The sequence below is a fragment of the Streptomyces canus 299MFChir4.1 genome (genome assembly GCF_000383615.1).
In the GTDB taxonomy this organism is placed as follows: domain Bacteria; phylum Actinomycetota; class Actinomycetes; order Streptomycetales; family Streptomycetaceae; genus Streptomyces; species Streptomyces canus_C.
This window is the reverse complement of the sequence record NZ_KB911590.1, coordinates 202,311-225,039: the sequence shown is the minus strand read 5'-3', so window position 1 is coordinate 225,039 and position 22,729 is coordinate 202,311. Positions and strand designations below refer to the sequence as shown.

At 71.3% G+C, this 22,729-nt stretch carries 22 protein-coding genes and 1 pseudogene; 12 read left to right on the top strand and 11 right to left on the bottom strand.

The features are described from left to right. Positions 1-80: 80 nt before the first annotated feature. Both uvrB and H293_RS0122240 read right to left on the bottom strand, forming a co-directional pair. On the bottom strand, positions 81-2,216 hold the full coding sequence (gene uvrB / locus H293_RS0122245) for an excinuclease ABC subunit UvrB (RefSeq protein WP_028808089.1): 2,136 nt from the start codon (positions 2,214-2,216) through the stop codon (positions 81-83). 590 nt (positions 2,217-2,806) lie between these two features. Next, positions 2,807-3,676, bottom strand: coding sequence for an MHYT domain-containing protein (locus tag H293_RS0122240; protein WP_020120050.1), 870 nt, complete (start codon positions 3,674-3,676; stop codon positions 2,807-2,809). A 279-nt stretch (positions 3,677-3,955) separates the two neighbouring features. On the opposite strand from H293_RS0122240, the gene H293_RS0122235 reads away from it, so the two are divergent. Then, a complete protein-coding gene (locus H293_RS0122235; protein ID WP_020120049.1) occupies positions 3,956-4,825 on the top strand; it encodes a glycerophosphodiester phosphodiesterase in 870 nt (289 codons plus the stop codon). A gap of 56 nt (positions 4,826-4,881) precedes the next feature. Further along, positions 4,882-5,436 carry a methylated-DNA--[protein]-cysteine S-methyltransferase gene (locus tag H293_RS0122230; protein WP_020120048.1) on the top strand — a complete coding sequence of 185 codons (555 nt, stop codon included), beginning with the start codon at positions 4,882-4,884 and terminating at the stop codon, positions 5,434-5,436. A gap of 21 nt (positions 5,437-5,457) precedes the next feature. On the opposite strand, the gene H293_RS0122225 is transcribed toward H293_RS0122230, so the two are convergent. Further along, a complete protein-coding gene (locus H293_RS0122225; RefSeq protein ID WP_020120047.1) occupies positions 5,458-5,886 on the bottom strand; it encodes a VOC family protein in 429 nt (142 codons plus the stop codon). A gap of 99 nt (positions 5,887-5,985) precedes the next feature. On the opposite strand from H293_RS0122225, the gene H293_RS0122220 reads away from it, so the two are divergent. Both H293_RS0122220 and H293_RS0122215 read left to right on the top strand, forming a co-directional pair. Next, the gene (locus tag H293_RS0122220) at positions 5,986-6,894 is read left to right on the top strand and encodes a pseudouridine-5'-phosphate glycosidase (RefSeq protein WP_020120046.1); all 909 of its coding nucleotides are present in this window, start codon (positions 5,986-5,988) and stop codon (positions 6,892-6,894) included. Then, complete coding sequence (locus H293_RS0122215; protein WP_020120045.1) at positions 6,891-7,832, top strand: carbohydrate kinase family protein; 942 nt, start codon at positions 6,891-6,893, stop codon at positions 7,830-7,832. The genes H293_RS0122220 and H293_RS0122215 overlap by 4 nt, the downstream gene beginning before the upstream one ends. 130 nt (positions 7,833-7,962) lie before the next feature. On the opposite strand, the gene H293_RS0122210 is transcribed toward H293_RS0122215, so the two are convergent. Continuing rightward, complete coding sequence (locus tag H293_RS0122210) at positions 7,963-8,757, bottom strand: methyltransferase domain-containing protein (RefSeq protein ID WP_020120044.1); 795 nt, start codon at positions 8,755-8,757, stop codon at positions 7,963-7,965. A gap of 201 nt (positions 8,758-8,958) precedes the next feature. Here H293_RS0122210 and H293_RS0122205 point away from each other — a divergent pair, with 201 nt between their 5' ends. Continuing rightward, the gene (locus tag H293_RS0122205) at positions 8,959-10,086 is read left to right on the top strand and encodes a magnesium and cobalt transport protein CorA (protein WP_020120043.1); all 1,128 of its coding nucleotides are present in this window, start codon (positions 8,959-8,961) and stop codon (positions 10,084-10,086) included. Between the two features lie 22 nt (positions 10,087-10,108). On the opposite strand, the gene H293_RS0122200 is transcribed toward H293_RS0122205, so the two are convergent. Both H293_RS0122200 and H293_RS52795 read right to left on the bottom strand, forming a co-directional pair. Then, positions 10,109-10,540: a CBS domain-containing protein gene (locus H293_RS0122200; protein WP_020120042.1), complete on the bottom strand. Its 432-nt coding sequence runs from the start codon at positions 10,538-10,540 to the stop codon at positions 10,109-10,111. A 158-nt stretch (positions 10,541-10,698) separates the two neighbouring features. Further along, a pseudogene (locus H293_RS52795) lies at positions 10,699-11,330 on the bottom strand (nucleoside/nucleotide kinase family protein). A 140-nt stretch (positions 11,331-11,470) separates the two neighbouring features. On the opposite strand from H293_RS52795, the gene H293_RS0122190 reads away from it, so the two are divergent. The 3 genes from H293_RS0122190 (at position 11,471) to H293_RS0122180 (ending at position 14,657) form a co-directional block, all read left to right on the top strand. After that, the gene (locus H293_RS0122190; RefSeq protein ID WP_078612642.1) at positions 11,471-12,178 is read left to right on the top strand and encodes a DUF2293 domain-containing protein; all 708 of its coding nucleotides are present in this window, start codon (positions 11,471-11,473) and stop codon (positions 12,176-12,178) included. A gap of 278 nt (positions 12,179-12,456) precedes the next feature. Continuing rightward, positions 12,457-12,936 carry an anthrone oxygenase family protein gene (locus H293_RS0122185; protein ID WP_028808088.1) on the top strand — a complete coding sequence of 160 codons (480 nt, stop codon included), beginning with the start codon at positions 12,457-12,459 and terminating at the stop codon, positions 12,934-12,936. A 233-nt stretch (positions 12,937-13,169) separates the two neighbouring features. Then, on the top strand, positions 13,170-14,657 hold the full coding sequence (locus H293_RS0122180; RefSeq protein ID WP_020120039.1) for a glutamate synthase subunit beta: 1,488 nt from the start codon (positions 13,170-13,172) through the stop codon (positions 14,655-14,657). A 95-nt stretch (positions 14,658-14,752) separates the two neighbouring features. Here the strand turns inward: H293_RS0122180 and H293_RS0122175 are convergent, their stop codons facing one another. Continuing rightward, a complete protein-coding gene (locus tag H293_RS0122175) occupies positions 14,753-15,232 on the bottom strand; it encodes a carboxymuconolactone decarboxylase family protein (protein WP_020120038.1) in 480 nt (159 codons plus the stop codon). 46 nt (positions 15,233-15,278) lie between these two features. Here H293_RS0122175 and H293_RS0122170 point away from each other — a divergent pair, with 46 nt between their 5' ends. Further along, positions 15,279-16,847, top strand: a complete 1,569-nt coding sequence (locus H293_RS0122170) for an aminotransferase-like domain-containing protein (RefSeq protein ID WP_020120037.1) — start codon at positions 15,279-15,281, stop codon at positions 16,845-16,847. 165 nt (positions 16,848-17,012) lie between these two features. On the opposite strand, the gene H293_RS0122165 is transcribed toward H293_RS0122170, so the two are convergent. Both H293_RS0122165 and H293_RS0122160 read right to left on the bottom strand, forming a co-directional pair. Continuing rightward, complete coding sequence (locus H293_RS0122165; protein WP_020120036.1) at positions 17,013-17,267, bottom strand: DUF397 domain-containing protein; 255 nt, start codon at positions 17,265-17,267, stop codon at positions 17,013-17,015. Continuing rightward, complete coding sequence (locus H293_RS0122160; protein ID WP_020120035.1) at positions 17,268-18,128, bottom strand: helix-turn-helix domain-containing protein; 861 nt, start codon at positions 18,126-18,128, stop codon at positions 17,268-17,270. Between the two features lie 261 nt (positions 18,129-18,389). Between H293_RS0122160 and H293_RS0122155 the strand changes: the two genes are divergently transcribed. The 3 genes from H293_RS0122155 to H293_RS0122145 all read left to right on the top strand — a co-directional run bounded on the left by H293_RS0122155 (position 18,390) and on the right by H293_RS0122145 (position 21,628). Beyond that, positions 18,390-19,076, top strand: coding sequence for an ATP-binding protein (locus H293_RS0122155; RefSeq protein WP_259294507.1), 687 nt, complete (start codon positions 18,390-18,392; stop codon positions 19,074-19,076). Beyond that, positions 19,067-19,513, top strand: a complete 447-nt coding sequence (locus H293_RS0122150) for a hypothetical protein (protein WP_020120032.1) — start codon at positions 19,067-19,069, stop codon at positions 19,511-19,513. The genes H293_RS0122155 and H293_RS0122150 overlap by 10 nt, the downstream gene beginning before the upstream one ends. Before the next feature lie 171 nt (positions 19,514-19,684). Beyond that, positions 19,685-21,628, top strand: coding sequence for an ABC transporter ATP-binding protein (locus H293_RS0122145; RefSeq protein WP_020120031.1), 1,944 nt, complete (start codon positions 19,685-19,687; stop codon positions 21,626-21,628). Positions 21,629-21,630: 2 nt separating this feature from the next. On the opposite strand, the gene H293_RS55025 is transcribed toward H293_RS0122145, so the two are convergent. Together H293_RS55025 and H293_RS0122135 are read right to left on the bottom strand one after the other, a co-directional pair. Further along, complete coding sequence (locus tag H293_RS55025) at positions 21,631-21,816, bottom strand: hypothetical protein (RefSeq protein ID WP_028808086.1); 186 nt, start codon at positions 21,814-21,816, stop codon at positions 21,631-21,633. A gap of 172 nt (positions 21,817-21,988) precedes the next feature. Further along, entirely contained in the window at positions 21,989-22,678 is a 690-nt protein-coding gene (locus tag H293_RS0122135) for a DUF899 domain-containing protein (RefSeq protein ID WP_020120029.1), read from the bottom strand. Between the last annotated feature and the right edge of the window lie 51 nt (positions 22,679-22,729).

The window sequence follows — 22,729 nt, the reverse complement described above, 5'->3', positions numbered from 1 at the left end:
AGAACCCTACGCAGGGCCACTGACAGTGACGCACCCCGGAACGCACTTTGTGTCGGTCTTGCAACACAGCGCGATGCGGGTCAGGCCAGGCCCGCCTCCTTCATCTGCCGGAGCTCCTTCTTCATCTCGGAGACCTCGTCGCGCAGCCGGGCCGCGATCTCGAACTGCAGGTCGGCGGCGGCCGCACGCATGCGTGCCGTCATCTCCTCGATCTGCTCGGCGAGCTCGGCCGCGGGACGGTCGGTCGGGACGGTCTCCTTGGCCTTGCCCCTGGCCGCCTTGGTGCCCGCCGCCTTGCCGCCGAGGGCGGGCACGGGTGCCTTGGCCGCCTTGCCGTCCTTGCCCTTGCGGTAGCCGGAGCCGAGCAGCTGCTCGGTGTCCACGTCCTCGCGGGCGATCTGCGCGACGATGTCGTTGATCTTCTTGCGCAGCGGCTGGGGGTCGATGCCCCGCTCCTTGTTGTACGCGACCTGCTTCTCCCGGCGGCGGTTCGTCTCCTCGATGGCCTTCTCCATCGCCGGGGTGATCTTGTCGGCGTACATGTGGACCTGGCCGGAGACATTGCGCGCGGCGCGGCCGATGGTCTGGATCAGGGAGGTGCCGGAGCGCAGGAAGCCCTCCTTGTCGGCGTCCAGGATGGCCACCAGGGACACCTCGGGCAGGTCGAGGCCCTCCCGCAGCAGGTTGATGCCGACGAGGACGTCGTACTCGCCGGCACGCAGCTCGCGCAGCAGCTCCACGCGGCGCAGGGTGTCGACGTCGCTGTGCAGATAGCGGACCTGGATGCCGAGTTCCAGGAAGTAGTCGGTGAGGTCCTCGGCCATCTTCTTGGTGAGCGTGGTGACCAGGACACGCTCGTCCTTCTCGGTGCGGGTGCGGATCTCGTGCACCAGGTCGTCGATCTGGCCCTCGGTGGGCTTGACCACGACCTCGGGGTCGACCAGGCCGGTGGGGCGGATGATCTGCTCGACGACGCCGTCCCCGCGCGAGAGCTCGTACTTGCCGGGCGTCGCCGACAGGTAGACGGTCTGGCCGATGCGCTCCGTGAACTCCTCCCACTTCAGAGGTCGGTTGTCCAGGGCCGACGGGAGGCGGAAGCCGTGGTCGACGAGGGTGCGCTTGCGGGAGGCGTCGCCCTCGTACATCGCGCCGATCTGGGGCACGGTCACGTGCGACTCGTCGATGACGAGCAGGAAGTCGTCCGGGAAGTAGTCCAGCAGGGTGTTCGGCGGGGAGCCGGGCAGGCGGCCGTCGAAGTGCATCGAGTAGTTCTCCACGCCGGAGCAAGAGCCGATCTGGCGGAGCATCTCCAGGTCGTAGGTGGTGCGCATCCGCAGGCGCTGGGCCTCCAGGAGCTTGCCCTGCTTCTCCAGTTCGGCCAGGCGCTCCCCGAGTTCCTTCTCGATGTCGTTGACGGCCCGCTCCATGCGCTCGGGTCCTGCGACGTAGTGGGAGGCCGGGAAGACGTACAGGTGCTCGTCGTCGCTGATGATCTCGCCGGTGAGCGGGTGGAGCGTCGAGAGGGCCTCGATCTCGTCGCCGAACATCTCGATGCGGACGGCGAGCTCCTCGTAGACCGGGAAGATCTCGATGGTGTCGCCGCGGACCCGGAAGGTGCCCCGGCTGAAGGCCAGGTCGTTGCGCGTGTACTGGATGTCCACGAAGCGGCGCAGGAGCTGGTCGCGGTCGATCTCGTCGCCGACCCTGAGGGGGACCATGCGGTCCACGTACTCCTGGGGCGTACCGAGGCCGTAGATGCAGGAGACGGAGGCGACCACGACGACGTCGCGGCGGGTGAGCAGCGAGTTGGTCGCGGAGTGGCGCAGGCGCTCGACCTCCTCGTTGATCGAGGAGTCCTTCTCGATGTAGGTGTCCGACTGCGGGACGTAGGCCTCGGGCTGGTAGTAGTCGTAGTACGAGACGAAGTACTCGACGGCGTTGTTCGGCAGCAGCTCGCGGAACTCGTTGGCCAGCTGGGCGGCCAGTGTCTTGTTCGGGGCCATCACCAGGGTGGGGCGCTGGAGCTTCTCGATCATCCACGCGGTGGTGGCGGACTTTCCGGTGCCGGTCGCGCCGAGCAGGACGACGTCCTTCTCACCTGCCTCGATGCGCTTGGCCAGCTCGGCGATCGCCGCCGGCTGGTCGCCGCTGGGCTGGTAGGAGCTGACGACCTCGAAAGGCGCCACCGTACGTTCGATGTGGGAAACGGGCCGCATGAAGTCCACCGTACGACTCCCCACTGACAACGCGGTCTGATCAGGGGTTCCGGGCGTCGGCGGAGGGCGTGTGCGCCGACGGTCAACGTGCGGCGGCTCCTGGGCGGCGGGGGGCCGGGCGGGCGGAGACGGCGAGCCCCGGGAGCGGCCGTCGCGGCGGCGGCATGGGGCGGGCGGGGCCACACGAGGGGCAGAGACCGGTCGGGGGGCGAAGCGAGAGGGGCGGGGCGGCGCCGATGGGTCAGCGGTTCTGCGGGGTGCGGGAGTCGCGGTGGGGCACGCTCCGGAGGCCGGGCCGAGACGGCAAGCCCGGCACCGGCCACCGCGGCGGCGGCATGAGGCGGGCGGGGCCACACCAGGGGCAGAGACCGGTCGGGGGCGAAGCGGGAGGGGCGGGGGCGGTCGACGGCCCCGATGGGTCAGCGGTTTCGCGGGGTGCGGGAGTCGCGGTGGGGCACGCTCCGGAGGCCGGGCCGAGACGGCGAGCCCGGCACCGGTCACCGCGGCGGCGGCATGAGGCGGGCGGGGCCACCCAAGGGGCAGAGACCGGTCGGGGAGCGAAGCGAGAGGGGCGGGGCGGCCCCGATGGGTCAGCGGTTCTGCGGGGTGCGGGAGTCGCGGTGGGGCACGCTCCGGGGGGTGCGGAGCGACGGGCGGCGATCGGCCGTGTGGTGGACGAGTTCGCGGGCGGGGACGCCGGGCTTGTTCTCGGCGGGCGACCAGACGGGCTTGCCCATGACCATCAGCGGATCGAACATCACGACGACGCCCGCGAGCAGCAGGAAGGCCAGCGGGCCGATCATCATCGGGGCGAGCAGGGAGGCGGGAGAGTCACCGGCGACGGGGGCGGACGAGCTGTGCAGGTGGACGCTGAGGGCGGCCATGCCGGTGTAGTGCATGCCCGTGACGGCGAGGCCCATGATCAGGCTCGCGCCCACAGTCCACAGGAATCCCCTGACCTGTCCGGCGGCCCACAGGGCGGCGGTGGCCGCGACTACGGCTATGACCACGGAGATGGCGACGGTGACGGTGTTGTACTCGAGCTGCCCGTTCAGGCGCATGCCGGCCATGCCCAGGTAGTGCATCGAGGCGATGCCCAGGCCGGTGACGGCACCGCCGGTCATCAGGGCCGTACCGGTCGCGCCCCGGTAGCCGACGATGAAGACCCCGATGCCCACCATGACGATGGCGACGCCCAGGCTCGCGAAGGTGATGGACCTGTCGTAGTGGATCGGTGTCTGCTCGACCTTGAACCCCATCATCGCGACGAAGTGCATGGTCCAGATGCCGGAGCCGATCGCGACCGAGCCGAGAGCCAGCCAACCTGGTCGCCAGGACCGGCTGACCAGCATGGATCTGGTGGTGCAACGCAGGCCGAGGGCACCGCCGAGGCAGGCCATGAGGTAGGCCACCAGCGGTGTGACGAGTCCGTAGCTGAATCCGTCGACCGTGCCTTGCATGCGCGGCTGCCCTTCCGCCCTCTTACGTCCTGGAATTCCCTGAAATGCTCCCCTTCCCAGCACCGCACGAACGGTCAGGGTCGAGGCAGAGAGTATGACTGCCACCGGAATGGTCGAACGATTTTCCGGCAAAGAAACACGCCCTTGCCCCAGTTGTGCGGCACCGGTGAGCGGACCAGGGAGACGCCCATCGGGATGTGCCCATTGTGTACCCCGGTGCCGTTGACCCGGTGCTGTCACAGTGGTGCTGTACGTGATCGCTCGACGCGAGGAGTACGTATGCACGCGCGCGCCGTGACCGCCCTGACCACCGCGCTCCTGGGGACCTCCGCCCTCCTGCTCCCCGCGACCGACGTCCGGGCCGTCGAGGACGGCACGCCACCCGCGGTCGTCGCCCACCGGGCCGGCGCCGCCCACGCCCCCGAGAACACCCTGGCCGCTGTCGACCAGGCCGCCCGGCTCGGCGCCGTCTGGGTCGAGAACGACGTCCAGCGCACCAGGGACGGCGAACTCGTCGTCCTCCACGACGACAGCCTTCGGCGCACGACGGACGTGGAGCGGGTCTTCCCCGGCCGGGCGCCCTGGAAGGTGAAGGACTTCACCGCCGCCGAGATCGCGCGGCTGGACGCGGGCAGCTGGTTCGGTACCGCGTACGCGGGCGCACGCGTGCCGACGCTGAAGCAGTACGTGCGCCGTGTCGATCTTCACCGTCAGAAGCTGCTCCTCGAACTCAAGAACCCGGACCTGTACCCGGGCATCGAGCGGGAGACCCTCAAGCTCCTCGGCAACGAGGGGTGGCTCGACGGACGGCACCGGAACCGGCTGATCGTGCAGAGCTTCAGCGCGGCGAGTCTGCGGACCGTCCACGACCTCAAGCCCGGGGTGAAGACCGGCTTCCTCGGCACGCCGTCCGTGGCGAAGCTGCACACGTACGCGGCCTTCGCCGATCAGATCAACCCGTCGTACACCTCCGTCTCCAGGGCCTACGTCACGGCGGTCCATGCCTTCACCGGCCCGCACGACAAGCCGCTGGAGGTCTTCGCCTGGACCGTCGACACCGCGGACGCCGCGCGGAGGGTCGCCGGGTACGGCGTCGACGGCATCATCACCGACAAGCCGGACGTGGTGCGGGACGCGCTGCGCGGGTAGCGGGCCGTTCGCGCAGGTCGCCGGGTGTTGTCAGTGGCGGCTCGTACGGTGGTCGCATGAACAGCCATGGGCAGGACGAGCAGCGGATCGTGTGGACCGTCGTCGGCACGGACATCGGCCCGCTGCTGCTGGCCGCGACCGACGAGGGTCTGGTCAACGTGGTCTTCCACGCCACCGACGCGGTCCGCGACAAGGCGCTGGAGCGGCTCGCGTCCCGGCTGGGCGCCGAGCCCGTGGAGGCGCCCGGTTCCCCGCTTCTGGTCGAGGCGATACAGCAGGTCGAGGCCTATTTCGCGGGCGAGCGGCACGACTTCGAGCTGCCCCTGGACTGGTCGCTGATCTCGGGCTTCAACCGGCAGGTGCTGCGCGAGCTGGCGTCCGGCGTGCGGTTCGGCCAGGTCGTCGGGTACGGCGATCTCGCCGGGCGGGTGGGCCAGCCGGGTGCCGCGCAGGCCGTGGGTATGGCCATGGGCTCCAATCCGCTGCCGGTCGTCGTGCCCTGCCACCGGGTCGTCGAGAGCGACGGTGGCATCGGCGGGTTCGGCGGCGGTCTGGAGACCAAGCGGAAGCTGCTCGCGCTGGAGGGCGTGCTGCCCGAGCCGCTGTTCTGACCACGTGTGACCCTCGCGCGGTCAGTCGTAGTGCCGTGCCTCGAACACGTTCCCGTCCGGGTCGCGGAAGTAGAAGCTGCGCCGGGCCATTCCGCGGGCGCCGAAGGAATCGTGGGAGAAGTCCGAGACGGGCACGGACCGTTCCTCAAGACGGGCACGGAGTGTCTCGAAATCGTCGGCGGGCAGGGCCAGGCAGACATGGTTGACGGGGTGTCCCGCGCTCTCGGCAGCGCCAGGCACCATGTTCAGGCCGTCCGCCAGGGTGAGCGGCATGAGGTCGAAGATGGTCTCGTCGTTGAGCCGTACGGAGGGGAAGGACACCGCCCCCGCGGCGAAGTCGGTGAGCCGCACGGGTTCCATGCCCAGGGTCTTCTCGTAGAAGTCGGCCGAGGCCACCGGGTCACGCACCCAGAGGACGACATGGTCGAGACGCGTCGAGTTGTCCGTCATGCACCCCAGGCTGGTGGCGTCCTCCACAGCTCGCAAGGGTTTGACCGGACGCGCCGCCCGCCAGAGATGAGGGAAGACCGAACGACAGGAGGCAGGCCCGTGGTGCTGGTGGTGTCCGAAGAGGTGCGCGAGGCGATCGACGCGCGTCGACCCGTGGTGGCCCTGGAGTCCACGATCATCGCGCACGGGCTGCCGCGTCCGCGCAATCTGCAGGTGGCGCTGGAGCTGGAGGACGTTCTGCGGCAGGAGGGGGCGGTACCGGCGACGATCGCCGTACTGGATGGGCGCCCCCATGTCGGCCTGGACAAGCAGCAGTTGGAACGGGTCGCGAACGAGGACGGGATCCGCAAGCTGGGTCACCGGGATCTGCCGCTCGCGATGGCCGCGGGGGTGAGCGGGGCGACCACCGTGTCGGCGACGGCGCAGCTGGCGGCCCTGGCCGGGGTGGAGGTGTTCGCGACGGGCGGCCTCGGCGGGGTGCACCGGGAGTGGACCACGACCCAGGACGAGTCGGCCGACCTCGGCCTGCTGGCGCGCACCACGATCACCGTGGTGTGCGCGGGGGTGAAGTCCATCCTGGACGTGCCCGCGACGCTCCAGCGCCTGGAGACCCTGGGGGTCGCGGTCGCCGGGTACGGCACGGACCGCTTCCCCGGCTTCTATCTGTCCGACTCCGGCTTTCCGGTGGAGTGGCGACTGGACTCCCCCGAGCAGGTGGCGGAGGTCATGCGCGCGCGTGCGGCGCTCGACGCGCCCGGCTCGGCGCTGATCGTCGCCAACCCGGTGCCGGAGGAGGAGCAGCTGGATCCCGCGTTGCACGCGCGTGTGCTCGCGGAGGCACTCCAGGCCTGCGAGGAAGCGGGGGTCTCCGGCCAGGGGGTCACGCCATTCCTGCTGGACTACCTCGTGCGGCACACCGACGGCGCCTCTCTGAACGCCAACCTGGCGGCGGTGCGGGGCAACGTACGGCTGGCGGGACGGATCGCGGCCGCCCGGGCCCGGGCGTGACGACGGACGGGCCCGGCACCGCCGCGCCCGTCGGAGGCGGTGCCCTCCTGGTCGTCGGGGACGTCATCACGGACGTCGTCGCCCGGCATCGGGGGCCGCTGGCCGCCGGTACGGACACCGCCGCCGCGATCCGTACGGTGCCGGGCGGGGCCGGGGCCAACGTGGCCTGCTGGGCCGCCGCCCATGGGGACGGTGCGGAGGTACGTCTGCTGGGGCGGGTGGGCGCGGACGCGGCCGCGTGGCACGAGCGGGAGCTGGCCGCGTGCGGAGTACGGCCGCGACTGGTGGTCGATCCGGAGGCACCGACCGGGACGGTGATCTGTCTCGTGGACACGGGTGAGGCCGCCGAGCGGACGTTCCTCACCGACAGCGGCGCGTCACTGCGGCTGGACCCGGACGACTGGTCGGACGCGTTGCTCGACGGCGTGGCGCGGCTGCATCTGTCGGGCTATCTCCTGTTCTCGGAGCCCAGCCGGGCGCTGGTGGCGGTGGCCCTGGAGTCGGCACGCGCGCGCGGTGTGCGGGTGAGCCTCGACCCGGCGTCGGCGGGCTTCCTCCGGGAGATGGGACCGGACCGCTTTCTCTCCCTGATCGAGGGGGTGGACGTCCTGCTGCCGAGCCGGGACGAGGCCTGTCTGCTCACCGGGTTGCCCGACGTGGCGGACGCGGCGGCCAAGTTGAGCCGCCATGTCCCGCTGGTGGTGGCCAAGCAGGGCGCGGAGGGGGCGCTGATCGCCCGGTCCGGCACCGTGTACGCGCACGTGCCCGCCGTAGCGGCGACGCCCCGGGACACCACCGGGGCGGGTGACGCCTTCACGGGTGCGTTCCTCGCGGCCCTGCTGGCCGGCGCCGCTCCGGAGGACGCGGCGGCGGAGGGATCCCGGGCCGGCGCGCTGGCGGTGGAGCGGGTGGGCGGGAGGCCGCCGGTGCCGGAGTGACAGCGGCGGTGGACGGGAGGCCGCCGATGCCGGGCCTGACGGCCGGCCGGCGGACCCTTCTGCGGGCTCCCGCCCGGCCATCGGTTCCCGCCGGCTTCCGCTCCCCTCCTACGCCCTGCGCCCCATGCGTCTACGCCTTGCGCCCCCAAGCCGAGATCAGCGGGGCCGTGGCCAGGTCCATCGTGCCGGTGGCGACGTTGGCGAGGTGGCGGTCGATGTCCTCGTCCGTGGCCAGGCCCGCCGTGACCAACTGGGCGCGGATCTGGCGGATCGTGGCGGACTCCAGCGCGGCGCAGGCCGTGGAGGCGAGCGGGAAGTACGCGTCGGCGGCCACCTGCCGCAGACCGGCCTCGCGGAGCAGGCGCGGGAGGGTACGACCGTAGGAGAGGTCGGCACCGCGGTCGGCGAGCAGCCGGCGAAAGCCCTGGCGCAGCCGGTTCGCCAGTTGCTGCTCGGGGCCGTACTCGTCGGGGCAGGTCAGGGGTTGCAGGGCGGGGTCGGCGTCCTCCAGCAGGAGGCGTCCGCCGGGCCGAAGGGATTTGATCATCGACCGCAAGGCCCGTTCCCGGTCCGGCACATGGACCAGGACGAGCCGGGCGTGCACCAGGTCGAAGCCCTCGCCGGGGGGTTCCTCGGCGCTCACGTCGTGGACACGTACATCCACCGGCGGGCGGGCCGCCGGGGTCAGACGCGTGGTGTCGATGTCCGTCGCGACGACCTTGCCGGTCGGGCCGACCTTCTTCGCCAGCCAGGACACCACGGACGTGCCGCCCGCGCCGACCTCCCAGCAGCGCCAGCCGGATCCGATGCCGAATCCTTCGATGTGCCGGAAGGTCGTGGGGTCGAAGAGGGTGGCGAAGGCGTCGAAGCGCTCTGCCGCCTCCGCCTGCCGGTTGTCGAGGAGATACCCGTCGGTTCGTGTCATGTCGCGATGATCCCAGTCGCCGGGCTTGTCCGAAACGGACGACGCGGTTCCTTCTGTGAGGACTGCCGGGTTTTCCACAGTCGGGAACCAAGCGGAACCTGCCCTGTCCACAGGCTCACCCGGCGCTTGCCCCGACCTGGCAAACTGGCGCGCCAGGACGCAGAAACGCGTCGCACGGAGATCCACGCGAGGAGATCCCAGATGTCCATGGCAGGGAATCTGCGAAAGGTCACGAGCCTCGGCAGGGTCGGCGGCCTGCGCAAGGTGGCCCGGCTGACGCGGCGGCGCCCGCGCGTCGACCTGAGCCATCACGCCCGTTCCCCGCTGGGCACCTCGGTGGTCAACTGCGTGACGTACAAGGAGGGAGCCCGCATCCCGGTCGACGGTGATCTGGTCGACACCGTGGAGCGGGTGCGCAAGAGCCGTGACGGTTTCGTCTGGCTCGGCCTGCACGAACCCTCGGACCATGAGTTCGAGGGCATCGCGGACCTCTTCGACCTGCACCCGCTGGCCGTCGAGGACGCGGTCGAGGCCCATCAGCGCCCGAAGGTGGAGCGCTACGGCGAGACACTTTTCGCGGTGTTCAAGACGGTCTGTTACGTCGAGCACGAAGAGCTCACGGCGACGAGCGAGGTGGTCAACACCGGCGAGATCATGGTGTTCGTCGGCGAGGACTTCGTGATCACGGTGCGGCACGGCAGCCACGGATCGCTGGGCCCTCTGCGTGAGGAGCTGGAATCCGACCCCGGGCAGCTCGCCAAGGGGCCGGCCGCGGTGCTGCACGCGATCGCGGACCATGTGGTCGACGGCTATCTGGACGTCACCGACTCCGTCCAGTCGGACATCGACCTGGTCGAGACCGCGGTGTTCGCGGACAACGGCGCGCGGGTCGACGCGGGCCGCATCTACCAGCTCAAGCGTGAACTCCTGGAGCTGAAGCGGGCGGTGGTACCGCTCAGCCGCCCGCTGGAGGAGCTCTCCACCCGGCCGATCCAGGTCGTCGCCCCGGAGATACAGGCGTACTTCCGTGACGTCTCCGACCATCTGCTGCGTGCCAAGGAGCAGATCGCCGCGTTCGACGAACTGCTCAACTCGATCCTCCAGGCGCACCTCGCGCAGGTGACGGTCGCTCAGAACGAGGACATGCGGAAGATCACGGCCTGGGCAGCGGTGATCGCCGTCCCGACGATGGTCTGCGGTGTGTACGGCATGAACTTCGATCACATGCCGGAGCTGCACTGGACGTTCGGCTATCCGTTGGTGATGGGCGTGATAGCCGTCGCCTGCGCTGTGCTGTACCGCGGCTTCCGGCGCAACGGCTGGCTGTGACCGGGGGCTCTGGCGGGACGGGTCAGTGGGTGGTGGAGGAGCGCGCGTAGACGCTCTCGGCCCAGCCGGCGATCTGCTCGCCCGTCAGGTGCCGGGCCAGGTCGGACTCGCTGATCATGCCCACCAGGCGCTTGTTCTCGATGACGGGGAGCCTGCGGATCCGGTGCTCCCGCATCTCGTGCAGGACGTCGGCCACGTCGGCGCTCGCGTCGATCCACCGGGGGGTGCCCTGGGCCAGCTCACCGGCGGTGACCTTGGACGGGTCCTGGCCCACGGCCACACAGTCGATGACGATGTCGCGGTCGGTGAGGATGCCGCACAGCCGTTCGTTCTCGTCACTGATGGGCAGGGCTCCGACGCCTAGTTCGCGCATCAGCTGGGCGGCGCGGTCGAGGGTCTCGTGGGCGGGGATCCACTGGGCACCCCGGTGCATGATGTCTCCGGCCGTGGTCATGGAGTACCTCCCGATGCCGGACGGCCGGCGCGACGCGGGCGGCACCGCAAGTCCCGGCGCCCTACATTCTCACCGCGTCACCGGGAGCCCGCACCCGCAACCCCGCGGTGGCGGCGGCCGGGCTCAGGCAGCGACGCCGCAGCCGCGGACCCGCCGGGTCAGCCGTTCCACGCCGGGTGGCGGGGTCGTCGGCGCGGACCAGGACGTCGGCCGTGCCGGCCGGGTCGGTCTCGTCGGCGTAGCGCTGGTAGGCGGGGAGCGTCCAGTGGTCGGGCTCGGGGGTACGGCGGCGGAGGGCGCCCTCGGAGAGGAGAACGTGGACGGTCAGGTCGAAGGGGAACCAGTGGCGCAGCAGGAGGGGGCCGTGGAGCAACAGGACGCCGCCGGGCGGGAGGTGGACGTAGGGACTGCGGGTGGCGCGGTCGGAGACCGGGTCCCACAGGTCGGGCAGGACGCGGCCGTCGCCGCCGGGTTCGAGGGGGCCGAAGACCTCGCGCCAGAGGGCGCCGGTGTCGAACCAGCCGTCGTAGTAGGCCTCCAGGTCGTGGTGGCCGTATTCCAGACGGAGCGAGGCGGGGCGCAGAAAGCCCTCCGTGCCGACGACGAGCGAAGGCCGGCCGCGTATCCGCAGGGCCTCTCCCACCCGTTCGGCGAGTTCACCGGGGCGGGCCGCCGGGGCGCCGTCGAGGGCGACGCGGGGCCAGGGGCTGCCGTCGGCGGGCTTCAGATCGAGGAGGCGGTCGGCCAGCCGCTCGCCGAGCCGGTCCCAGGTGATCGCTTCGAGTCGCACGTGGCCATGATGCGTCAGCGGGGGCGGGGGGTGACGAGGTCGAGTGGCCGACGCGGCATCGGACACAGGTGTCGGCGGTCCATGTCCAGGTCTGTCGTGGTCCGCGTCAGTGGTGGGTGCGGCCGGGGAATGGACCCCTCATGACAGGCCTCGCGACTCCCCCGGCCCGCGGTGGACCTCTCGTCGTCCAGCCGTTGCGGAGACGGCACTGTGCGGAGTGCCGCGGCGGGCCGCTGCCGTTGCTCGTCGTCGAGGGCGGAGCGCCGCGGTGTCTCGACTGCGCAGACCTCGGACACCTGGTGTTCCTGCCGCGCGGGGACACGGCGCTCACGCGTCGGTCGCGGGAGGAGAGCGCGCTGTCGGCGGTCGTCGTGCGGTTCAACCGACGCAAGGGGCGTTACGAGCGGCAGGGCGTCCTCGTCGAGGAGGAGGGGCTGGCGCGGGCCGAGGAGCGGTGTCTGGCCGACGCGGAGGCACGACGGCGGCGTCGGGTGCGGGACGCGCGGCGGCGCGCGGTGGAGGACGTGCGGTTCGCGGAGGCGTTCGCTGCGGAGATTCGGCGGCTGTTTCCGGGGTGCCCCGACGAGCGGGCTCGGACCATCGCCTCGCACGCGTCCGTGCGGGGCAGTGGGCGGGTGGGGCGGAGTGCGGCGGGGCGGGCCCTGTCGGAGGGGGCGGTGGTGTCGGCGGTGGTGGCGTCCGTACGGCATGTGGACACGCCGTACGACACGTTGCTGATGAGCGGGGTGGCACGGCACGAGGCACGGCGGCGGATCTCGGGGCGGGTGGAGGCGGTACTGAGGGGGTGGCGGGATCTGGGGACGGTGCTGCGGGAGGGGGCGGGTTGACCATCCCGGCACGGACCGCACGGCAGGGCTGGGCTGAGCCGCCGGGCCCGAGTCGTTCCGCACCGCCGGGCCGACCCCGGCCACCCCCTCCGTCATGGTCACGTGGCCCCGCACAGGTCGAGAGGCCGCAATCGACCGGTGTGAAGGAGTTCTGGGCGGCCGATGGGGATGGACGTCCGCTTATGGGGGTGCGCGGGACGGCCATGGTGAGGAGGGTGGGCGCGGGATTCACTGGTGGGGACGGGTGTGCTGGGTCGGCGGCGGGAGCTGGTGTGGGCATGATCGATGGGCCTTACTTCGTGCTGGTCGTAATGGGGGTGCTCGGCACCGGGCTGGTGGCCGGGGTGTTCTGCGCGTTCTCGACGTTCGTGATGAGAGGGCTCGCCGCGTTGCCGCCCGCGCAGGGCGTCGCCGCGATGAACGCGATCAATGTGAGCGCGGTGCGACCGGCGTTCATGGCCGTGTTCGCGGGCTCCGCGGTCCTGTGCGCGGTGATCGCGGTGGTGACGTTCGTGCTGTGGCCGGAGGAGGGGACCGTGGAACTGCTGGTGGGCAGCGCGCTGTATCTGTTCGGTTCGTTCGGGTTGACGATGCTGGCGAACGTGCCCCGCAACGACGCCCTGCTCAGACTGGATCCGGGCACCCCGGAGGCGACGGCGTACTGGCCGACGTACGTGCGCGAGTGGACCATGTGGAACCACGTCCGCGCGATAGCCTCGGGCGCGGCGGCGCTGGCGTACGTACTGGCCCTCACCTGAGCGCGCACACCGGCGCACACCACGCGTACACCACGCGCACACCGCGCGCACACCGCTCCGCGGCCTGGGGCACCCGGTCCGGAGAAGGCGCCGTCCCAGCGGCCCGCCGGCACTCTGCGCGCGTGGCCGAGGAGTCGTATCGTGGCCGGAAGAAGTTCCGCAGGAGTGCCGCTCGATGACGCACGGCCACGTCGGACGCGTCAGCGTCACCAGCGTGAGCGAGGAAGACGGCCATGGCCGATCCCAAGGGATTCATGACCACCCCCCGCCAGGACTGGCCCCGTCGGCCGGTCGAGGAGCGGGTCCGGGACTGGGACGAGGTGTACGTCCCCGGAGCGCTGCTGCCCATCATCACCGAACAGGCGGATCGCTGCATGGACTGCGGCATCCCGTTCTGCCACGAAGCCTGTCCGCTGGGGAATCTCATCCCGGAGTGGAACGACCTGGTCTCACGGGAGGACTGGCGCCAGGCCTCCGACCGACTGCACGCGACGAACAACTTCCCCGAGTTCACGGGGAGGTTGTGTCCGGCGCCCTGCGAGGCGGGGTGCGTGCTCGCCATCAACCAGCCGGCGGTCACCATCAAGAACGTCGAGGTGGCCGTCGCGGAACGGGCCTGGGAGCTGGGGTTCACGCCGCCCCGGCCGCCGGACCGGCTGTCGGGGCGGACCGTCGCGGTGATCGGGTCGGGGCCGACCGGGCTCGCCGCGGCACAGCAGTTGACGCGCGCGGGGCACACGGTCGCCGTCTACGAGAAGGACGACCGGCCGGGCGGGCTGATGCGGTACGGCATCCCCGAGTTCAAGATGGAGAAGCGGCATCTGGAGCGGCGGATCGAGCAGATGCGGGCCGAGGGGACGAAGTTCCGTACGTCCACGGTCGTCGGGCGGGACATCGGCGCGGCGGACCTGCGGACGCGGTATGACGCGGTGGTGATCGCCACCGGTGCCACGGCCTGGCGAGAACTGGACGTGCCTGGGCGGGAGTTGGCCGGGATCCAGCAGGCCATGGAGTATCTGCCGCTCGCCAACCGGGTGCGCGAGGGGGAACTCGCGGTGTCCCCGATGTCGGCCGCAGGCAAGCATGTCGTGATCGTGGGCGGGGGTGACACGGGCGCGGACTGTCTGGGGACCGCGGTGCGGGAAGGGGCCGCCTCCGTGACCCAGCTGGACATCTACGCCCAGCCGGGGGGCGAACGGGACGAGGATGTCGAGCCGTGGCCCACGTACCCGAAGATCTACCGGTTGTCGGCGGCGCACGAGGAGGCCGGTGAGCTGCGGACGGCGCCCGCGGCCGACGCGGACGCACGGTTGTTCGCGGCGTCCACGCTGCGCTTCACCGGGGACGCGGACGGGCACGTGCGGTCGCTGCACCTCGTGGAGGTGGACGCGGCACGGCGGCCGGTGGAGGGCACGCAGCGGACAATTCCCGCCGACCTCGTGCTGCTGGCGCTCGGGTTCTCCGGGCCGGACCGGGGGGACGGGCTGGTGGATCAGTTGGGGCTGGAGATGGAGCCTCGGGGGACGGTCGCGCGGGACGCGGGGTTCGCGACGAACGTGCCGGGGGTGTTCGCCGCGGGGGACGCCGCTCGGGGGCAGTCGTTGATCGTGTGGGCGATTGCGGAGGGGCGGGCGGTCGCGGCGGCGGTCGACCGTTATCTGACGGGCAGTTCGCAGCTGCCGGCGCCGATCGGGCCGTACGACCGTCCGATGACGGTGTAGGGCGGCACGGAGGACACCCCCCGGCCCGCTCAACCCTCCGGCCGCTCACCCCCCTCCGGACGCTCAGCGACCCGGCCACTCAGCGCCCCGGCCACTCAGCCCCGCTCATCCGTCCCCGCCACCTTCGCCGTCGCCAGGGCCACCCTGTTCCAGGTGTTGATCGTGAGGATCAGGGACAGCACGTGGGCCAGTTCCTGCTCGTCGAAGCAGGCCGCGGCCTGGGCGTAGACCGTGTCGGGGACTCCCCCGTCGGCCACCAGCGTCACCGCCTCGGTGAGGGTCAGGGCCGCCTGTTCCTTCTCCGTGAAGAAATGGCGGGCCTCGCGCCAGACCGGGACCATGTGGAGGCGGTCCTCCGTCTCACCGGCCTTGCGGGCGTCGTTGGTGTGCATGTGGAGGCAGTACGCGCAGTGGTTGAGGTGGGAGGCGCGGATCTGGATCAGCTCGACGAGGACGGGGTCGAGGCCCTCGCGGGCCGCCGTGTCGAAGCCGATCAGAGCCCGGAACACCTTCGGGGCGGCCTTCGCGAGGTTGAGTCGAGCCGTACCGGTCATGTGCGGGTTCGTCGTCGTCATGTGATCAATCTACGACCCGGAAAGACCGCCTGTAGGGTGCATTTCCATGGCGGATTCGTGGGTCAATTACGCGGAGCGGATCGGCTCCGACCTGCACCTGGAGCTCTCCGGGCCGGGGAGCAGGCGGGCCGCGCTCATCGGGGCGCTGCGGGACGCGGTACGCAGCGGGCGGCTCGCCCCGGGCACCCGGCTGCCGCCGTACCGCTCGCTCGCCGCCGACCTCGGCGTCGCCCGCAACACGGTGGCCGACGCCTACGCCGAACTCGTCGCCGAGGGCTGGCTCACCGCCCGCCAGGGCTCCGGCACCCGCGTCGCCGAACGGGCCCGGCCGCTCCGCTCCGCCGTACCCCCGAAAGCACCCGCACCGCCCTCACCCGCACCACCCCTACACGCGCGTGCCCCGCACCCCAGCCGGCCCGCCCCGCACGACCTCCGCCAGGGCACCCCGGACGCCTCCGCCTTCCCCCGCTCCGCCTGGCTCGCCTCCTACCGCCGGGCCCTCCACCAGGCCCCCAACGAGGTCTTCGGCCCCGGCGACCCCGCCGGACGGCCGGAGCTGAGAGCGGCCCTCGCCACGTATCTCGCACGCGCGCGTGGCGTGCGCACGGAGCCGAACCGGATCGTCGTCTGCTCCGGGTTCGCCCACGCCCTACGACTGCTCTTCGGAAGCGGAAGCGGAAGCGCAAAAGGAGACGGAGGCGGAGGCGGAGGCCGAGGCGAAGGCGGAATCGGGAGTGGAAACGCGAGCGGAGACGGACGCGGCGGCAGAAGCGGACAGATCCTGCGCGGACCGCTCGCCGTCGAGGCCTACGGCCTGCCCTTCCACCGGGAGCTGCTCGCCGCCGAGGGCGTACGGACCGTCCCGCTCCCCCTCGACGAACACGGCGCGCGGGTCGACCGGTTGAGCCGCGAGCGGGCCGTACTGCTCACGCCCGCGCACCAGTTCCCCACCGGCGGTCCGCTGCACGCCGAGCGTCGGGCCGCGGTGGTCGACTGGGCACGCGCGCGGGACGCGGTGGTGCTGGAGGACGACTACGACGGGGAGTTCCGCTACGACCGCAAGCCCGTCGGTGCCCTGCAGAGCCTCGACCCCGAGCGGGTGATCCTGATCGGCTCGGTCAGCAAGAGCCTGTCACCCGCGGTGCGGCTGGGGTGGATGGTGCTGCCAGAGCGGTACGTCGACGACGTGCTCGCGGCCAAGGGCGAACGGGAGGCCTGGGCGAGCGTGCTCGACCAGCTGGCCCTCGCCGACCTGATCGTCTCGGGGTCCTACGACCGGCACGTACGGCGGATGCGACAGCGCTACCGCGGCCGCCGGGACCGGCTCGTCGCCGCGCTGGCCGAGCGGGCGCCGCACGTGGAGGTCAGCGGGGTGGCGGCGGGCCTGCACGCGGTCCTGCGGTTGCCGCCGGGCACCGAGAGGTCCGCCGTCGGGGCCGCGGTACGGCAAGGGGTCGCGCTCGACGGGCTCGCGGAGTTCCGCCACCCGGAGACGGACATGCCGGCCCACGACGGTCTGGTCGTGGGGTACGCGACGCCTCCCGAGCATGGGTACGGGGCGGCGCTGGAGGCGCTGTGCGGGGCGTTGGCGTCGGGTGGGACGCGGGTGTCGTGAACCGTCGGTGGTGGGTCGGGGCGAGCAGCTGCCGCCCCTTCCCCACTGCCTCAAGGACGTGGGCGGCGCCCCCGCTCGTCGTGCTCGGTGGTATCGATCTCAACCATCAGCAACTACCCATCAGTGATCAACCAGCAGTGATTACCCAGCAAGGGAGCAACGAGGTCACGAGAGCAGGAAGTCGGCCACCCCCGCCTTCGCGCCCTCGATGAACGCGGTCATCTCGTCGGTGGTGTAGATCAGCGCCGGTCCGTCCGGATCGGTGGACTGGCGCACGGCGATCCGGCCGTCGGCGAGCTTCATCGCCTCCAGGCAGTTGCCGCCGTTGCCGCCGCTCCACGGCTTGTGCCAGCCTTCGCTCCCCAGCTCCCGGGCGGGCATGCCGTTGTAGACGGAGAGGCGGGGCTTGATGCGGTTCATTCACAGCTCCTTGCGGAGATCCCGGAGGATCTCCTTCGTGCGATGTGCCGTAGCGGCCTGCGCCGCCATGCGGTCCATGACCTCGAGGTGGGTCGCCACCTCGACGCGCGCGTCCAGATAGATCGCGCCGGTCAGGTACTCGCTGTAGACCATGTCCGGAAGTTCGGGCACGGCGAATCGGAAGAGCACGAAGGGCCCGTACGTGCCGGGGTGCGGCCCGCCCGCGAACGGGGCGACCTGGAGCGTCACGTTGGGCAGCTTCGTCGCCTCGAGCAGTTTGTCGATCTGCGCACGCATCACCTCCGGGCCGCCCACGGGGCGGCGCAGCACGGTCTCGTCCATGACCACCCACAGCCGGGGCGCGTCCTGGCGGGTGAGCAGTCCCTGCCGTTCCATGCGCAGGGCCACATGGCGCTCGATGTCCTCGGGGCTGGTCTGGCCGATGGCGCCCGAGCGCAGGACGCCACGCGCGTAGTCCTCGGTCTGGAGCAGTCCGGGCACGAAGTGCGGTTCGTACTCGCGGATGAGCGCGGCCGCGCCCTCCAGGCTGACGTGCATCGAGAACCAGCCGGGCAGCACGTCGTGGAAGCGCTGCCACCAGCCGGGACGGTTGGCGTCCTCGGCGAGCTGGACGAAGTCCTCGGCCTCCTGGTCGGAGACGCCGTAGGCCTTCAGCAGCAGCTGGAGATAGGGGATCTTGAGCCCGACCTCGGCCATCTCCATACGGCGGACGGTGGCGGGGGCGACGCGGAGGATGCGGGCGGCCTCCTCGCGCTTGAGCCCGGCGCGTTCCCGCAGGTCCAGCAGGCGCCGACCGAGGACGACCTGGCCCACCGTCGGCGCGGACCGCGGTTCGCTCACGCTCCACCTCCACGAAGTCATGTACGGGCGTCACAGCCACCGGCATGCTGACAGGCCAGCGGCGCCATTCGAAGACCTAAATCGAAGATCCGTACGGATATGACCATCGGTACGAATACCGATACGTACGGATCTACGGTGATCCCAACTGGCGCCGCTCAACACGCTGTTGCGAGCAGTGTGCCACGGCCTCCCACCGCGTCACACAGCACTCTGCATTTTTCAGAGTGACACTTGCCAAGTGTTCACGACGGGGCGATAGTGGCAAGCGTGATTCCGTCCCCGTCCTTAGGAACAGACGCTGCCGAAGACCGCCCCCAGGGTCTCGGTGCCGCCGCGGGAGCAGGCCTCTCCAGGGCTGCTGTCCGGCGCCGGTTCCGTTTCGAGCTGGCCGCGCACCCGGGTTCTCCCGCGCAGGCCAGACGCCTGACGAGGGCGCGACTGACCCATTGGTCGGTCTGCGAGGACACCTGCGACTCCGCCGCCCTGGTGGTCTCCGAGCTGGTGACCAACGCCATCGTGCACACCGCGAGCAGCCGAGTGGTCTGCGAGCTGCACGACAACGACGACCTGGTGCGGATAGCCGTACGCGACGAGGGCTGCGCGCCGGGTGAACCGCATTCGTCCCCGCAGCGCGGCGAAGAGGAGCACGGGAGGGGACTGCTCCTCGTCGACTCCCTCTGCCACGCGTGGGGCGCCCATGAGCACGGCCCCGGCCTGCTGGTCTGGGCGGAGCTGCCGCGCAAGGCGGACGAGCCCCGCGAGGACACCGGCCCGAGCAACGACCTGGGCTGGGGGGCCCGCAACGACCTGGGCTGGGGGGCCCGCCCGAAGCCGGTTCCCTCCGGGGAGCCGGGCCAGGGCGACGAGGCCGAGGAGCATCACAGAGCGGCGCCCGAGGGGGATGCCCGCGAGCACGGAGCGGGGGGCGCCGGCGCATGGGCGTGAGGAGCGGGTCCGGCGGCCAGGTGCTGACCCTGGACACGCTGGTCCGCCTCGGACGTGGGCTGTCGGCGCCGGGAACGCCGCACAAGCTGGCCGTGCCGGAGGGGATGACGGTGCCGCTGGGCTGCGACGCGGTGGGGATGCCGGCGTCGCTGGGCCGGCAGCTGGTGTCCCGGTTGCCACGGGTCGGATGCGTGTACGCCGATGCCACGCACTGGTGGTGGCTCGTTCCCGCCGACTCCGACTACGCGCTCGAGTGGCCCACACCTGCCCAGTACGCCACCGGGGCGGTTGTTCCGGACGCCCCGGTGGTGCCGTCTCTTGTGCGTCGGGGCGCGGGCACCCTGCCCTACACGCCGCCGATACCGCTGTACCTGGCGTTGTGCCGGCTGACGGGGACGACACCCAACTGGTCCCGGCCGGTCAGCTCCGCCGGTTAGGCCGTCCTGCGCAGTGCGGGCCTGAGGGCCGGCCGCGTCCCAGGGCGGACCGGTGTCCCTTGCGTCAAAAGGTGTGCGCCCGCGCGCTGCCCGTAATTCCCTCTGCGCCCTGCCCCCGCCCGGTCCGCCCCGCCATAGTTGCCCCCGTCCAGCGATCGGGGGAGGTCCACGGTGGGGAAAAAGCCGGACGCCGGGCAACCCGGGGTCTCCGAGTCGGAGCGGCTGCTCTTCGGGGGACCGTTGCGGTACGACGCGGGGTGGAACTCGCACTCCGACGCGTTCCTGGAGCTGGGGTTCCGGGCCATGGTGGGGCGGCTGCCGTCGCTGCTGTCGGGGAGTCTCCGGCTGGCCTGGCAGGCCGACCGGCAGGCCGCGCGGATCGTGCTGGTCGCCGAGGTCTGCCGGGGGCTGACGCAGGCGGTGAGTCTGCTCGCCGTCAACAGTGTGCTGGGGCGGCTGATCGGCGGGGGTGCGCTGGAGGACCGGCTGCGGGGTGCCGTGCCCGCGCTGGTGACCATGGCCGCCGTCATGTTCGTGGGAGCGCTGTTGCGGGCGGCGTCCACGTACGCCACGGGACGCCTAGAGCCCAAGGTCGAGCGGGTGGCGACCGAGCGGTACCTGGAACAGGCGGCCACCGTGGAACTGGCCGCGATCGAGGACCACGCCTTCCACAAGCTGCTGGACACCGCGCAGTACGGCGCCACCTCGGCCCGCCGGATGATCTCGTTCGCGACCCGTGTGGTGAACGCGATGATCTCGCTGGTCGCGGCGGCGGGCGTGCTGACCGTGCTGCACCCGGCGCTGCTGCCGCTGCTGGTCACGATGACGATCCCGAGCGGCTGGGGCGCGCTGACGATCGCGCGCCGCCAGTACGAGTCCTTCCACACCTGGGTGCAGCACGTGCGGGCGGGCCGGCTGCTCGGCGCCCTGCTGATCGAGCCGGAGTCGGCGCCGGAGATCCGGGTCCACGGGGTGGGCCCGTTCCTGCTCAGGCACTACCGCGCGATGGCGGAGACGGCGGAGGCGGAGCAGGCCCGGCTGGCCCGGCTCGCGGCCCGCACCGGGCTGATCGCGGCGGCCTGGACGGGCCTGGCGACGGTGGCGACGTACGCCACACTCGGCGGGCTGCTGCTGGGCGGCGCGATGGCGCTGTCGGTGGCCGGTACGGCCGTGATCGCGGTGCGCACCGGCTCACAGAGCCTGAACACCCTGGTCGTCGAGATGAACGCGCTGCACGAGGAGGCCCTGTTCGTCGGCGACCTCCAGCGGCTCTACGAGGAGGCGTCCCAGTGGGCGATCCCGGCGGGCGGGACCGCGCTCCCGGACGATCCGCGCGAGATCCGCTTCGAGAACGTCACCTTCGGCTACCCGGGTGACACGACCCGTCCCGCGCTCGACGACGTGACGCTCACCCTGCCGCTGGGCAAGATCGTCGCGCTGGTCGGCGAGAACGGCTCCGGCAAGACCACCCTGGTGAAGCTGCTCGCGGGACTGTACGCCCCGGACCGGGGCCGGATCCTGTGGGACGACGTGGACGCGGCGCACGCGGACCGGCGGCTGCTCGCCGAGCGGGTCGCGATGGTCGCCCAGGACTTCAAGCGGTGGCCGTTCACCGCCCGCGTCAATGTGGCGGTGGGCCGCTCGTCGGTCCCGCTGACCGACGAACGGGTGGCCGGCGCGGTCACGGAGGCCGGGGCCGGGGAGGTGCTGGCCGATCTGCCGCGCGGCCTGGACACGCTGCTGGCCCGCAACTTCAGCGGCGGGCACGAGCTGTCGGGCGGGCAGTGGCAGCGGCTCGGGATCGCCCGGGCCGCCTACCGGCGCGGTCACATCCTGATCGTGGACGAGCCGACGGCCGCCCTGGACGCCCGGGCCGAGCTGGAGGTCTTCGAGAAGATCCGCGCCCTGGCCGGTACCGGTCAGACGGTCATCCTGATCACCCACCGGCTGGCGTCCGTACGCCACGCGGATCTGGTGCACGTCCTGGAACAGGGCCGCCTCGTGGAGTCGGGCACGCCCGACGAGCTCCTGGCCTCCGGCGGTGTCTACGCGGAGCTGTACTCGCTCCAGGCCGAGCAGTTCACGGCAAAGGTGCCCGCCGAGGAGGCGGGCTGACCTCATGCGAGGACGTCTGCCACCGTCTCTCCACTGCGGACGATCACCAGGAACGTGTCGGACGCGAGGTCCATGACGACCTCCGCCGGCAGTCCCTCAAGACGCCTCGCCTGCGCGAACTCCTCCGCCGGCCACGATCCACGCGGCCCGCCAGCGGGAAAGCGTTCGAGCACTGTTCGCCCGTTCACCACCCTGCACCTCCAGAAAGCGTTGCACTCACCCATGGAGCGCTTGTAGGAGTTAACGCCTTCCGGGCCCAGAAAGCCTCGGTGAGTTGCCGTACTGAGACGTAGTTGACACGCGTTCAGCGCGAAGCGTGAGAGTTCGATTACTCAGCGGTCACTTTCATCGCTCCTTGTGTCAGTCCTCATACTCATCGTGATAACGCATGCGCACACTGCCTGCGGGCGCACCCAGAGCGGACGCGCGCCCCTTGGGCTCCTCCCACTCCTCCTGCCGGCCCAGCGCGGTGAGATCGAGGAGGCTGGTGGTCGAGCCGAGTCCGTCGAGACCGCGTTCATAGGTCGAGTAGGTGTGAAAGACCTGGTCGCGGTCGCGCAGGAAGCAGCTGATGCCGGGCCGCTCGGCCGGCTCCCCGTCGATCTCCAGGGTGGCCTCGAAGTCGCGGTTGAAGTCGCCGCCGTACGAGGAGTACCAGGGCACGGTCCATCCCATCCGCGCCTTGAACGGCAGGATTTTCGTATACGGCGCTCTCGACACGGCCGCGAACGTCGTCCCCCGTGCCTTCAGATGGGCCAGGTGCCCGATCTGGTCCAGGAACGCGGAGCAGCTGCGGCAGCCCGCGTCCCACTCCGGCGCGAACATGAAGTGGTAGACGACGAGCTGGCCGCGCCCCTCGAAGAGGTCGAGCAGGGTGGCCTTGCCGTCGCCGCCCTCGAAGAGGTACTCCTCCGCCACCTCGACCATGGGCAGTCTGCGCCGCTCGGCGTTGAGGGCGTCCCGCGCACGCGTGATCGCCTTCTCGCTGACCAGCAACTCCTCGCGCGCCGCGCGCCATTCTTCCCGCGAGACGATCTCCGGAAGCGCCATGGGGTCCCTCCTGTGCAACGGTCCGTTCGGGGTGGTGACCGTGGGGAGGGG